Genomic DNA, 13976 nt, shown 5'->3' with positions numbered 1-13976 from the left:
CGGCTGAGCTACGCCGAACTGGACTCCCGGGCCGAGCACCTGGCGGCCCACCTGGCCGGCGCCGGGGTCGGCGCCGAGACGCCGGTGGTCCTGCTGATGGACCGCTCCGCCGACCTGCTGACCGCGATCCTCGCGGTGGCCAAGGCCGGCGGCGTCTACGTCCCGCTGGACGACCGGCACCCGGCCGAGCGGCTGCGGCGGATCACCGCCGAGACGGCCGCCGCGCTCGTCCTGGTCGACCCGGCGCACCGCGACCACCCGCTGGCCGCCGACGCCCCCTGCCCCGTCCTGCCGCTCACCGAGGGCTGGTTCGACGGTCCGCGCGAGCGGCGCGCCCACCGGGCCGCGCCCCACCCGGAGCAGCTCGCGTACGTGATGTTCACCTCCGGCTCCACCGGGGAGCCCAAGGGCATCGCGATCAGCCACCGGGACGTGGTGCAGCTCGCCACCGACCCGTGCTGGCGGCACGACGAGGGCCTGCGGGTGCTGTTCCACGCGCCGCACGCCTTCGACGCCTCGACCTACGAGATCTGGGTGCCGCTGCTCTCCGGCGGCCAGGTGGTCGTCGCGCCGCAGGGCGACCTGGACGCGGCCGCCATCCGCGGGCTGGTCCGCGAGCACGCGCTCACCCACGTCCACGTCACCGCCGGTCTGTTCCGGGTCATCGCGGAGGAGGACCCGGGCATCTTCGCCGGTGTGCGCGAGGTGCTGACCGGCGGCGACGTGGTCTCCGCCCCGGCCGTGCGCCGGGTGCTGGAGGCCGTCCCCGGCATCGCGGTGCGGGCCCTGTACGGGCCGACCGAGACCACCCTGTGCGCCACCCAGTACCCGATGCCGGACGCCGCGGCGGTGCCGAACGTGGTACCGATCGGGCGCCCGCTGGCCAACACCCGGCTGTACGTGCTGGACGCCGCGCTCCAGCCCGTCCCGGCCGGAGTGGCGGGCGAGCTGTACATCGCCGGGGCCGGCCTGGCCCGCGGCTACGTCGGCCGCCCGGCGCTCAGTGCCGAGCGCTTCGTCGCCTGTCCCTTCGACGGGGATGGCGGCCGGATGTACCGCACCGGGGACCTCGCCCGCTGGACGGCGGACGGCGTCCTGGAGTTCCTCGGCCGGGCCGACGACCAGGTCAAGATCCGCGGCTTCCGGATCGAACTCGGCGAGGTGGAGGCGGCGTTCACCGCCCACGAGGGCGTCGGCCAGGCGCTCGCGGTGGTCCGCGAGGACCAGCCGGGCGACAAGCGCCTGGTGGTGTACGCCACCGGCAAGGCCACCGACGGCGAGCTGCGCGCCTTCGTCGCGGACCGCCTCGCCGCCTACATGCTCCCGGCCGCCGTGGTCGTCCTGGACAGCCTGCCGGTCACGGCCAACGGCAAGGTCGACCGCAGGGCCCTGCCCGCGCCCGAGTACGCCGGGGCGGCCGAGGGCCGCGCCCCGCGCACCGAGCGCGAGCGGGAGCTGTGCGCCCTGTTCGCCGAGGTGCTGGGCGTGGAGACGGTCAGCATCGACGACCGGTTCTTCGACCTCGGCGGCCACTCCCTGCTCGCCACCCGGCTGGTCAGCCGGATCCGCGCCACCCTCGGCGCGGAACTGCCGATCCGCACGCTGTTCGACGCGCCAACGGTCGCCGCCCTCGCCGCCGTCCTGCCCGGGGGCGAGGCGGCGCCCGCGCCGAAGAAGGCCCGCCCGGCCCTGCGGCCGATGCGCCGCCCGAGCGGCCAGGCCTGACCCGCGGCAGGACGCGGGCCGCGCCACCGGCACGGCCCGCCCCCGCCGCACGACCGCTCCGCACCACCGGGCACCGCAGCCCCACCAGCCACAGCAGCCGTACGTCGCCAGTCGGAGGCAGACCTTGATCCCGTTGTCGTTCGCCCAGCAGCGGCTCTGGTTCATCGAACAGTTCGAGGGACCGAGCTCCCTCTACAACACTCCGTTCGCCCTCCGGCTGACCGGCCGGCTCGACGCCGCCGCCCTCGAAGGCGCGCTCGGGGACGTGGTGGACCGGCACGAGGTGCTGCGCACCGTCTTCCCCACCACCGACGGCCAGCCCCACCAGCACATCCTCACCGAGGGGCGCCCGACCCTGCACCGGGTGCCGGTGGCCGACGAGGCCGAGCTGCCCGGGCTGCTGCACGAGGCCGCCGGGCAGGTCTTCGACCTCGCCGCCGACCTGCCCGTGCGGGCCTGGCTGTACGCGCTGCCCGCGCCGGACGAGCACGTCCTGCTGCTGCTCACCCACCACATCGCCAGCGACGGCTGGTCGGTCGCCCCGCTCTTCCGCGACCTCGCCGAGGCGTACCGGGCCCGGACCACCGGCACCGAGCCGCGGTGGGAGCCGCTGCCGGTGCAGTACGCCGACTACACCCTCTGGCAGCGCGAGCTGCTCGGCGAGGAGGACGACCCGGAGAGCGTCGTCTCCCTGCAACTCGCCCACTGGCGGCAGGAGCTGTCCGACCTGCCGGAGGAGCTGGCGCTCCCCTACGACCGGCCGCGCCCGGCCCGGCCGAGCCGCCGCGGCGGCGCCGCCGACTTCGAGCTGGACGCCGAACTGCACGCCGCGCTCACCGAGTTGGCCTCCGGCCGGCACGCCAGCCTGTTCATGGCGCTGCAGGCCGCGGTCGCCACCCTCTACACCCGCCTCGGCGCCGGCACCGACCTCCCGCTCGGCACCCCCGTCGCCGGCCGCACCGACGAGGCCCTGGACGACCTGGTCGGCTTCTTCGTCAACACCCTGCTGCTGCGCACCGACACCAGCGGCGACCCGAGCTTCCGCGAGCTGCTCGACCGGGTCCGGCGCGCGAACCTGGACGCCTACGACCACCAGGACATCCCCTTCGAGCGCCTGGTCGAGCACCTCAACCCCACCCGCGCCCCCGCCCGCCACCCGCTCTTCCAGACCGTCGTCACGCTCAACGCGGAGCAGGCCGGCGACCTCGCCTTCGGCACCGCGACGGGCACCCCGGTCGAGGTCGGCGAGGCCCAGGCCCAGTTCGACCTCAACTTCAACTTCGTCGAGCGGCTCGCGGCCGACGGCACCTGCCTGGGCGTGCGCGCCGCCGTCGACTACGCGGCCGACCTCTTCGACCACGCCACCGCCGTCTCCCTCGCCGAGCGGCTGGTGCGCGTCCTGCGCGCCGCCGTGGCCGCCCCGGACGCGCCGATCGGCGGCATCGAGATCCTCGCCCCGGCCGAGCGCGAGCAGCTGCTCACCGGCTGGAACGGGCCGGCCGCGCCGGCCGCCGAGCAGAGCCTGCCCCGGCTGTTCGAGGCCCAGGCCGCCGCCACCCCCGGGGCCCTCGCCCTGGTCTCCGGCACCGAGCGGCTCGACTACGCCGAGCTGAACGACCGCGCCAACCGGCTCGCCGCCCTGCTGCTGGAGCGCGGCCTGACCACCGAGCAGCCGGTCGCGGTGCTGATGGAGCGCTCCGCCGGGCTGCTCACCGCCGTCCTCGCGATCGCCAAGGCGGGCGGCACCTACGTCCCGCTGGACGACCGCTACCCGCTGGACCGGCTCCAGCACATCCTCGCCGACACCCGCACCGCCCTGCTGCTCGTCGACCCGGCCCACCAGGGCCACCCGGTGCTCGCCACCGAGGGCTTCGCCACCGTCGAGGTCACCGACGCGCTGCTCGCCGAGGCCCCCGCGGCGGGCGACCCGGCCGTGCCCGTCCTGCCCGGCCAACTCGTCTACGTGATGTACACCTCGGGCTCGACCGGGGTGCCCAAGGGCGTCGCCGTCACCCACCGCAACGTGGTGGACCTGCTGGGCAACCCGCACTTCCGGGCCGGCCACCACGAGCGGGTGCTGCTGCACTCGCCCACCGCCTTCGACGCCTCCACCACCGAGATCTGGGCGCCGCTGGTCACCGGCGGGGCGATCGTGCTCGCCGAGCCCGGCGAGCTGGACATCCGCCGCCTCGCCGAGACCATCACCACCCACGAGGTGACCCTGGTCCAGGCCCCGTCCGGCCTGCTGCGGCTGATGGCCGACGAGGACCCGGCCGCCTTCCGCAACGTCCGCCAGGTGTGGACCGGCGGCGACGTCGTCCCGCCGGAGTCCGTCCGCCGGCTCCACCGGGCCTGCCCGGACACCTCCGTGGTCGCGGTGTACGCCCCCACCGAGACCACCGCCATCAAGACCACCTTCACCATGGCCCCGGGAGAGCCCGTCCCCGCCGTGGTGCCGATCGGGCGCCCGCTGAACAACACCGGGCTGTACGTGCTGGACACCGCGCTCCAGCCCGTCCCGGCCGGCGTGGCCGGCGAGCTGTACATCGCCGGGGCCGGCCTGGCCCGCGGCTACGTCGGCCGCCCCGGCCTGACCTCCGAGCGCTTCGTCGCCTGCCCGTTCGGCGAGCCCGGCGCCCGGATGTACCGCACCGGCGACCTGGTCCGCTGGACCGCCGACGGGGTGCTGGAGTTCCTCGGCCGGGCCGACGACCAGGTCAAGATCCGCGGCTTCCGGATCGAACTCGGCGAGGTGGAGGGCGCGTTCACCGCCCTCCCGGGCGTCGGCCAGGCCTTCGCCGTGGTCCGCGAGGACCGGCCCGGCGACAAGCGCCTGGTGGTGTACGCCACCGGCGACGGCACTCCCGCCGAGCTGCGCGCCGCCGTCGCCGACAGCCTGCCCGGCTACATGCTCCCGGCCGCCGTGGTCGTCCTCGACGCCCTCCCGGTGACGGCCAACGGCAAGGTGGACCGCCGCGCCCTGCCCGCCCCCGACTGGACCGGCGGCGCCGAGGGCCGCGCCCCGCGCACCGACACCGAGCGCGCCCTGTGCGAACTCTTCGCCGACGTCCTCGGGTTGGAGCGGATCGGGATCGACGACAGCTTCTTCGACCTGGGCGGCCACTCGCTGCTCGCCACCAAGCTGGTCGGCCGCATCCGCACCGCGCTCGGCACCGAGCTACCCGTCCGCACGCTGTTCGACGCCCCCAGCGTGGCCGCGCTCGCCGAGGCGCTGCCCGCCCCGGGCGCCGCCCGTCCGGCCCTGCGGCCGGTCGAGCGCCCCGACCGCGTCCCGCTCTCCCCCGCGCAGCAACGCCTCTGGTTCATCGACCAGTTCGAGGGCCCGAGCGCGCTCTACAACACCCCGTGCGCCCTCCGGCTGACCGGCCCGGTCGACGCCGCCGCCCTCCAGGCGGCCCTGGCGGACGTGCTGGAGCGCCACGAGGTGCTCCGCACCGTCTACCCGACCACCGACGGGCAGCCGCACCAGCTGCTCCTGGAGGACCCCGAACTCCCGCTGCACACCGCCTCGGTGGCCTCCGAGAAGGAGCTCGCGGCGGCCCTCGCCGAGGCCGGGTCGCAGGTCTTCGACCTCGCCCGCGACCTGCCGGTGCGCACCACCCTGCTGTCGCTGCCGCACCAGGAGCACGTCCTGCTGGTGCTGATGCACCACATCGCCACCGACGGCTGGTCCGTGGTCCCGCTGGTGCGCGACCTCGCCGAGGCGTACCGGGCCCGCCGCACCGGCACCGCCCCCGGCTGGGAGCCGCTGCCGGTGCAGTACGCCGACTACACCCTCTGGCAGCACGAGCTGCTCGGCACCGACGAGCGGCCCAGCGCCCTGCTGACCGACCAACTCGCCTACTGGCAGCAGGCCCTGGCCGACCTGCCGGAGGAGCTGACGCTCCCCTTCGACCGGCACCGCACCGCCGCCCCGAGCCGCCTCGGCGCCGCCGTCGAGCTGCGGATGGACGCCGGACTCCACGCCTCCCTCGTCGACTTGGCGCAGCGGAGCCGGGCCAGCGTCTTCATGGTGATGCAGGCCGCGCTCGCCACCACCCTGGGCCGGATCGGCGCGGGCACCGACCTGCCGATCGGCACCGTGGTGGCCGGCCGCACCGACGAGGCGCTGGAGGACCTGGTCGGCTTCTTCGTCAACACCCTGGTGCTGCGCACCGACCTCTCCGGCGACCCGAGCTTCCGGGAGCTGGTGGAGCGCGTGCGGGTCTCCACCCTGGACGCCTTCGAGCACCAGGACGTGCCCTTCGAGCGGCTGGTCGAGCTGCTCAACCCGGTGCGCTCGACCGCCCGCCACCCGCTCTGCCAGGTGATGCTGACCTCCGGTGGCGACGCCGGGGAGATCGGCCTCGACGGCCTGCCCGGCCGGGTCGAGCAACTGGACTCCGACCTCGCCAAGTTCGACCTGACCTTCGCCTTCAGCGAGAGCTTCGACGCGGCCGGCGCGCCCGCCGGGCTGGGCCTGACGGTGGAGTACGCCGTCGACCTGTTCGACCGGGCCACCGCCGAGGCGACGGCCGCCCGCTTCGAGCGCGCCCTGCGCGCGGTGCTGGCCGACCCGGACCTCGCGGTGGGCCGGGTCGAGGTGCTGGCGCCCGAGGAGCGCGAGCAGCTGCTCACCGGCTGGAACGACACCCGGGAGGACCTCCCGCTCGGCACCTTCCCGGCGCTCTTCGAGGCCCGGGCCGCCGCCCGCCCGGAGGCCGTCGCGCTCTCCTTCGGCGCCGAGCAGGTCACCTACGGCGAGCTGAACGAGCGCGCCAACCGCTTCGCCCGGCTGCTGATCGAGCACGGCGCGGGCCCCGAGCGGTTCGTCGCGATCGCCCTGGAGCGCTCGATCGAGCTGATCGTCGCCCAGCTCGCCGTGCTCAAGGCCGGCGCGGTCTTCCAGCCGCTGGACCCGCGCTACCCGGCCGACCGGATCGCCTACATGCTGGACGACGCCCGGCCCGCGCTGGTCCTCACCAGCCGGGCGCTGGCCGACGGCCTGCTCGCTGACAGCACCGTCCCGCGACTGCTGATCGAGGACCTGGACGCCTCCGGCCACCCGGCGCACGACCTCACCGGCACCGCGATCACCCCGCACTCGGCCGCGTACGTCATCTACACCTCGGGCTCCACCGGCCGCCCCAAGGGCGTGGTGGTCACCCACACCGGCCTCGCCGCCATGGTGGAGAGCCAGCGCCGGGGCCTGGCCGTCACCCCGGACAGCCGGGTGCTGCTGTTCGCCTCGCCGTCCTTCGACGCGGCCGTCTGGGAGCTGGGCATGGCGCTGCTCACCGGCGCCCGGGCCGTCCTCGGCGACGCCGACCAGCTGCTGCCCGGCCCCTCGCTGACCGAGCTGATCGCCGAGCAGGGCGTCACCCACCTGACCCTGCCGCCGACCGCGCTGGCCGTCCTCGCCCCGGACGCGCTGCCGGAGGGCGGCACCCTGGTGGTGGCCGGCGAGGCCTGCCCGCCCGACCTGGTCGAGCACTGGTCGGCCCGGCTGCGGATGGTCAACGCCTACGGCCCGACCGAGTCCACCGTCTGCGCCAGCATGAGCGAACCGCTCGCCGGCCGGATCGCCCCGCCGATGGGCCGGCCCGTGCTGGACACCCGGCTCTACGTCCTGGACGCCGCGCTCCAGCCCGTCCCGGCCGGGGTCGAGGGCGAGCTGTACATCGCGGGCGCCGGCCTGGCCCGCGGCTACCTCAACCGGCCCGGCCAGAGCGCCGAGCGCTTCGTCGCCGACCCGTACGGCGCCCCCGGCAGCCGGATGTACCGCTCGGGCGACCTGGTCCGCCGCCAGGCCGACGGCACCCTGGAGTACCTGGGCCGCACCGACCACCAGGTGAAGATCCGCGGCTTCCGGATCGAGCCCGGCGAGATCGAGGCCGTGCTGGCCCGACACCCCTCCCTGGCCCAGGCGTTCGTGCTGGTCCGGGAGGACCGCCCGGGCGACCGCCGGCTGGTCGGCTACGCCGTCGCCCACCCCGGGCGGACGGTCGACCAGGCCGAACTGCGGGCCCACGTCGGCGCGTCCCTGCCGGACTACATGGTGCCCTCGGCGGTCGTCGCCCTGGACGCCCTGCCGCTGACCGCCAACGGCAAGGTCGACCGCAAGGCCCTGCCGGCCCCCGACACCACCTGGCTCGGCTCCGGGCGGGCGCCCGCGACGCCCCAGGAGGAGCTGCTCTGCGGCCTGTTCGCCGACCTGCTCGGGCTGGAGAAGGTCGGCGTGGACGACAACTTCTTCGAACTCGGCGGGCACTCGCTGCTGGCCAGCCGGCTGGTCGCGGGCCTGCGCGACCTGGTCGGCGAGGGCGACCGGGTCGGCGTCCGCACGCTGTTCGAGGCGCCGACCGTGGCCCGGCTGGCCGAGCGGCTCACCCGGGGCCCGGCCGCCGAGAGCTTCCCCGTCCTGCTGCCGATCCGCACCCGCGGCTCGCGCCCGCCGCTGTTCTGCGTCCACCCGGCCGCCGGCATCAGCTGGGTCTACACCGGCCTGCTGCGCCACCTCGACGCCGAGCAGCCGATCTACGGCCTCCAGGCCCCCGGCCTGGCCGACCCGGCCGCGCACCCGGCCTCGGTCGAGGAGCTGGCCCGGACCTACCTCGCGCAGATCCGCGCCGTCCGCCCCGAGGGCCCGTACGCCCTGCTCGGCTGGTCGTTCGGCGGGGCCGTCGCCCACGCGATCGCCGCGCTGCTGCGCCGCCAGGGCGAGGAGGTCCGGCTGCTCGCGCTGCTGGACGCCTACCCGGGCACCGGCGAGCCGGGGCCCGAGCAGTGGCGGGACGACCCGGCGCAGCTCGCGGTGATCCTCGACTCGCTCGGCCACCCGGCCGGGGAGGTCACCGCCTGGCCCGCCGACGAGGACGGCTACGCCGCGCTCGTCCGCGACGGCGAGGGCCCGCTGGCCGGCCTCAGCGGCGCCGGGGTGGCCCGGGTGGTCTCGGTCTTCCAGGCCAACGCCGAGCTGTCCCACGAACTCCCGCTGCCCGGCTACGACGGCGACGCGGTGTTCTTCACCGCCGCCAAGGACCGGCCGGCCGACGCCCCCGACCCGGAGAGCTGGCGCCCGCACCTGGGCGGCCGGCTCGACGTCCACGAGGTGCCGAGCACCCACGGCGCGATGACGGGCACCGAGGCGCTCGCCGTCATCGGCCCGGTGCTCGCCGCCCGCCTGACCTCCTGACCTCCTGACGCACCGACTTCAGACCCCTACCGACCGCAGGCGACCGACCTGCGCACACCACGCGGACCGCACCCGGTCCGCCCACCGAGAAACGGACACCACCATGACCACTGCGGCCATCCCCGACACCTGGCGTGGCATCACCCCGTCGCCGATCACCTCGACCGACGCCTACAACGGCTTCATCGCCGCCAACGTGATCTTCGCGCTGGACCGGATCGGCCTGCTGGAGTCGATCGGGCGCGGCGAGCCGCTCTCGGCCGCCGAGGCCACCGCCCAGGCCGGCGACACCGCCCGGACCGAGGCCGTGCTGCGCGCCGCCGCCGACTACGGCTACCTCAAGGCCGACGGCGACGCCTACCTGCCCACCGAGGCGGGCCTGGAGATCGCCGCCGCGCGCGGCTACTTCACCTGGGCCGTCGGCGGCTACCACGACGTGTTCGGCCGCGCCGGCCACCTGAGCGCCGGCACCCACCGCTACGACACGGACGTCTTCCGCGACGAGGCGATGGTCGCCCTCGGCTCCGCCCAGTGCGACCAGTCGCTGTTCGCCGCCCAGCTCACCGACGTGCTGAGCGGCATCGACTTCCGGCACATCGCCGACCTGGGCTCGGGCACCTCCGCCCGGGTGCGCCGGGTGGTCTCGCAGCGCGAGGGCTCCCGGGGCCTGGGCATCGACATCAGCCGCCCGGCCACCGACATCGCCCGCCGCGACATCGTCGAGGCCGGCATGCAGGACCGGGTCACCGCCGTCCGCGCGGACGTGCTGGGCCTGCTCGGCACCCAGATCGACAACGACGCCGAGGCCGCCGAGGTGGCCGAGGTCGACACCGTGATGAGCTTCTTCCTGCTGCACGACCTGCTGGCCGACCCGGCCACCCGCTCCTCGATCTTCACCCGGATGCGGGAGTCCTTCCCGAAGGCCCGCACCTTCGTCCTCGGCGACACCATGCTGCGCGACCCGGGCACCTCCGACGGCGCCCAGCCGGTCTTCTCGGTGGGCTTCGAGCTGGCGCACGCGATGATGGGCGTCCCGCTGCACACCAAGGCCACCTACGAGGAGCTGTTCACCGAGGCCGGCCTGCGGATCGACCGCGTCGAGGCGCTGGCCACCCCGCACTCCTGGCTCTACGTCCTCCAGGCCGACTGATGGCCGGCCCGTCGGACGCCAGGTACCTGCTGGCACAGAACGAGCACCCGTACCCGCCGCTGCCGTCGGTGCTGGCGGCGCTGGCCGAGGCCAGTGCCGACCTGCACCGCTACCCGGACTTCCGTCCGGAGCGGATCGCCGGGATCGTCGCCGACTGGCAGGACGTCCCGGCCGGCCAGGTCGTGGTCGGCCACGGCTCGGCGGGCGTGGCGCTGGACCTCTTCCACGCGGTGGTCGAGCCCGGCGACAACGTGGTCCACTCGGCGCCCTGCTTCGACGCGTACCCGCTGTTCTGCGAGATCGCCCGGGCCGAGGCCCGGCCGGTCCCGCTCGGCCCCGACGCCCGGCACGACCTGGCGGCGATGGCCGAGCGGATGGACGGGCGCACCCGGATCGTCGTGCTGTGCAACCCGCACAACCCGACCGGCACGGTCTACTCCTGGGCCGAGCTGACGGAGTTCTTCCGCCGGGTGCCGGCCACCGCGCTGATCCTGCTCGACGAGGCGTACGTCGACTTCGCCCTGGGCTGGCAGGCCCCGGACGTGCCGGCCCGGATCGCCGAGTGGCCGAACCTCGTCGTGCTGCGCACCCTGTCCAAGTCGCACGGCATCGCCGCGCTGCGGATCGGCTACGCGCTGGCGGAGGAGTCCGTGGCCCAGCGGGTACGGGACCACCAGGTGCCGTACGCGGTGAACCGGCTCCAGGAGGCGGGCCTGCTCGCCGCCGTCGGCGCCGAGGACGAGATGGCGCGCCGGATCGCCGAGATCGCCGCGGAGCGAGAGCGCACCGAGGCCGAACTGCTGCGCCTCGGCTGGACGGTGGCGCCCAGCGTCACCAACTTCCTGTGGGTCGACGCCCCCGGCGACCAGCTCCCGCTGCGCGCGGAGCTGGAGCGCCTGGGCGTGGCCGTGCGCTACTACCCCGGCCAGGGCATCCGGGTCGCCATCGGCGAGAAGGACGCCAACGACGCGGTGATCGAGGGCTTCGCCGCCGTCGCCCCGCTCGCCCCGGCCCACCCGGCCACACCCTGAGCGCCCGGCGCCCGACCCGCCGACGCGCCGACCGCCCGGCGCCCTGAGCACCCCGCGTGCGTCAGGGCGCACCCCGGGCGTCCCTGCACCACCGCACCGCACAGCAGCACCGCACCACCGAGCACCACGGCACCACCGCACACCCCTGCACACCCCGAAGCGCCGTCGGCGCAGCGAAGGAACCGCCATGCACCCGCTGTTGGTCCGCCCGGAGTTCCGGCGCTACCTGGCCGGGCAGACCCTGTCCGTCCTCGGTGACAGCGCCCTCTCCATCGCCCTCGGCATCTGGGCCAAGGTGCTGACCGGCAGCAACTCCGCCGCCGGTCTGGTGCTGTTCTGCTTCTCCGCGCCCCTGCTGCTGCTCCCGCTCGGCGGCCTGCTCGCCGACCGGGTCCGGCGCAAGCCGCTGCTGGTCGGGGTCAACCTGGCGGTGGCCCTCTCGCTGCTGCCGCTGCTGCTGGTCGACGGCCGGGAGACGGTCTGGATCATCTACTGCACCGCCACGGTCTGCGGTCTGGCCGGGGCCGTCCTGGCCCCGGCGCAGAGCGCGCTGCTGCGCAGCATCCTGACGGAGCGTCAGGACTTCGGCGCGGCGGCCGGGTTGACCCAGAGCGCCCGGGCCGGCACCACACTGGTGGCGCCGCTGCTCGGCTCGGGCCTCTACGGCTGGTTCGGCGGGCACGTGGTGGCGGTGGCCGACCTCGTCGTGCTGCTGCTGGCCGCGCTGAGCTTCCTCACCCTGCGGGTGGAGGAGGTCAAGCCGGAGCCCTCGGGCCTGCGGTGGCGCACCGAGGTGCTGGCCGGCTTCGTCCACCTGCGCGGTTCGGTCGGGCTGCGGCCGCTGGTCGCGGCCACCGCCGCCTCCGGCTTCGTGCTGAGCCTGCTGCAGCCGGTGCTGTTCGCGCTGACCCAGCACGGGCTGCACCGCTCGCCGCAGTTCCTCGGCGTACTGGAGACCACCGAGGCCGTCGGCGCGCTGGCCGGCTCGGTGGTCGGCGGCCTGCTGATCGGCAGGCTCGGGCCGCGCCGGACGGTCATGGCGGGCTCGGCGGTGTTCGGCCTCGGGACCGTCCTGCTGCTCGCCCCGTCGCTGTACGTGGTGTCGGCCGGCCTGGTGATCGCGGGCGCGGGCATCCCGGCCGCCATGGTCGGCCTCGCCACCGCCGCCCAGGCCTCCACCCCGCCGCAGCTGATGGGGCGCGCCCAGGCGGCCGTCAACCTCTCGCTCACCGCGCCGCAGGCGCTGGCCGTCGGCGTCGGCTCCGGCCTGGTGGCCGCCCTGGACTTCCGGGTGGTGCTCGGCGTGATGGTGGTCGGCGCGCTGCTCGCGTCCGCCCACCTGATCGGCAAGCCGGAGGCCCCGACCGAGCCGCCGGAGCCCGAGGGCCCGGACGCGGACGCGGACACCGACGAGAGCGACGGCGAGGGCGACGGCCCGGCCGAGCCCGAGGACGCCAAGGACCTCCAGCCCACCTGATCCGGCACCGCCGCCGCACACGTACCCGAACGCCCGCTCCACCCGATCGTCCCTCAGCACCTCCCGTCCTCCTCACGAGAGAGCTCCTCTGATGACCGACCGTTCCTCTCCCACCGTCACCCCGATCCCCGTCGAGCTGGACCACGTCGAGTTCTACGTGGCCGACCTGGGCGCCGAGACCACCCGGCTGACCACGGAGTACGGCTTCGAGCTGCTCGTCCCGCCGACCGAGCGCGGCGAGGCCGCCGAGCGCTGCCTGTCCGCGCTGGTCGGCCAGGCCTCCATCCGACTGCTGCTCACCCAGCCGCTGGCCGCCGGCCACCCGGCCACCGGCTACCTGGCCCGGCACGGCGACGGCGTCGGCGCCCTCGGCCTGCGGGTGCCGGACGCCACCGACGCGTACCGCACCCTGACCGCCCGCGGCGCCGCCGCGCTGGGCGAGCCGAAGGCCGCGGACGGCTGCGTCACCGCGGTCGTCGACGCCTTCGGCGAGGTGGTGCACACCCTGATCGAGCGCGGCCCCGAGGTCCCGGCCGGCCGCATCCCCGGCCTGCCCGACCCGGCCCCGCTGACCGGCGAGGGCCAGGTCGGCCTGCGGACCGTCGACCACTTCGCCGTCCTGGTGCCGTTCGGCGAGCTGCGCAAGACCGAGCACCGCTACCGCGAGGTCTTCGGCTTCCGGACGATCTTCGAGGAGCGGGTCGAGGTCGGCGCGCTCGGCATGGACTCGGCGGTCGTGCAGAGCGCCGACCACAGCGTCACCCTCACCCTGATCGAGCCGCTCACCGCGGACGCGGGCGGCCAGATCGCCTCCTTCCTGGCCGGCCACGGCGGCGCCGGGGTGCAGCACGTCGCCTTCGCCGCCGAGGACGCGGTGCACTCCGTCTCCACCATGGCCGAGCGCGGCGTGCCGTTCCTGCGCACCCCGCAGACCTACTACGACGCGCTGCCCGGCCGCCTGACGCCGCTGCGGCACTCCTTCGAGCAGCTGCGCGAGCTGAACCTGCTGGTCGACCAGGACCACGACGGCCAGCTGTTCCAGATCTTCACCCGCTCCCAGCACCCGCGGAACACCTTCTTCTTCGAGGTGATCGAGCGCATCCGGGCCCGCAACTTCGGCAGCAACAACATCCGCGCCCTCTACGAGGCCGTGGAGCTCCAGCGCAACGCCAGCGAAGTGGCCGGATGAGCGCGTCCGTCCGCAACGAACCACCGACCGGCCCGGCCGGCGGGCGCCCGGCGCTGTCCGTCGCGGAGTACGCCGACCGGGCCCGGGCCGTGCTCGCACCCGAGGTCTGGGAGTGGCTGGAGGGCGGTGCCGAGCGCGAGTTGACGCTCGCCGCCAACCGGGCCGCCTTCGACCGGGTGGCCCTGGTGCCCCGGGTGCTGACCGACGTC

Annotated in this window: 7 protein-coding genes; all 7 read left to right on the top strand. The window is 75.3% G+C overall.

Going from position 1 to position 13976, the window contains the following annotated elements:
• The coding region (locus ACFU7Z_RS23485) for an amino acid adenylation domain-containing protein (RefSeq protein ID WP_380779417.1) at positions 1–1725 on the top strand (1725 nt) is incomplete at its 5' end.
• A 124-nt stretch (positions 1726–1849) separates the two neighbouring features.
• Positions 1850–8920, top strand: coding sequence for an amino acid adenylation domain-containing protein (locus tag ACFU7Z_RS23480; protein WP_380779415.1), 7071 nt, complete (start codon positions 1850–1852; stop codon positions 8918–8920).
• A gap of 103 nt (positions 8921–9023) precedes the next feature.
• Positions 9024–10070 (top strand): class I SAM-dependent methyltransferase, encoded by a 1047-nt coding sequence (locus tag ACFU7Z_RS23475; protein WP_049649758.1) that lies wholly within the window; start codon positions 9024–9026, stop codon positions 10068–10070.
• Complete coding sequence (locus tag ACFU7Z_RS23470) at positions 10070–11101, top strand: histidinol-phosphate transaminase (RefSeq protein WP_049649757.1); 1032 nt, start codon at positions 10070–10072, stop codon at positions 11099–11101. Before ACFU7Z_RS23475 ends, ACFU7Z_RS23470 begins: the two co-directional genes overlap by 1 nt.
• A gap of 187 nt (positions 11102–11288) precedes the next feature.
• Complete coding sequence (locus ACFU7Z_RS23465) at positions 11289–12578, top strand: MFS transporter (protein WP_380779413.1); 1290 nt, start codon at positions 11289–11291, stop codon at positions 12576–12578.
• A 91-nt stretch (positions 12579–12669) separates the two neighbouring features.
• Positions 12670–13767 carry a 4-hydroxyphenylpyruvate dioxygenase gene (hppD, locus tag ACFU7Z_RS23460; protein WP_049649755.1) on the top strand — a complete coding sequence of 366 codons (1098 nt, stop codon included), beginning with the start codon at positions 12670–12672 and terminating at the stop codon, positions 13765–13767.
• A partial coding sequence (locus ACFU7Z_RS23455; protein ID WP_380779411.1) for an alpha-hydroxy-acid oxidizing protein occupies positions 13764–13976 on the top strand: 213 nt, incomplete at its 3' end. The genes hppD and ACFU7Z_RS23455, both read left to right, overlap by 4 nt.

Source organism: Kitasatospora sp. NPDC057518, from assembly GCF_042802075.1.
Classification (GTDB): Bacteria; Actinomycetota; Actinomycetes; order Streptomycetales; family Streptomycetaceae; genus Kitasatospora.
The sequence above is the reverse complement of the archived record's forward strand: the minus strand, read 5'-3'. Positions and strand labels throughout refer to the sequence as shown.

What these genes read in the sequence shown, in the direction of transcription:
- ACFU7Z_RS23475 (WP_049649758.1), top strand. Translation starts at nt 9,024, where the DNA reads ATGACCACTGCGGCCATCCCCGACACCTGGCGTGGCATCACCCCGTCG.
- ACFU7Z_RS23470 (WP_049649757.1), top strand. Translation starts at nt 10,070, where the DNA reads ATGGCCGGCCCGTCGGACGCCAGGTACCTGCTGGCACAGAACGAGCAC.
- ACFU7Z_RS23465 (WP_380779413.1), top strand. Translation starts at nt 11,289, where the DNA reads ATGCACCCGCTGTTGGTCCGCCCGGAGTTCCGGCGCTACCTGGCCGGG.
- hppD (WP_049649755.1), top strand. Translation starts at nt 12,670, where the DNA reads ATGACCGACCGTTCCTCTCCCACCGTCACCCCGATCCCCGTCGAGCTG.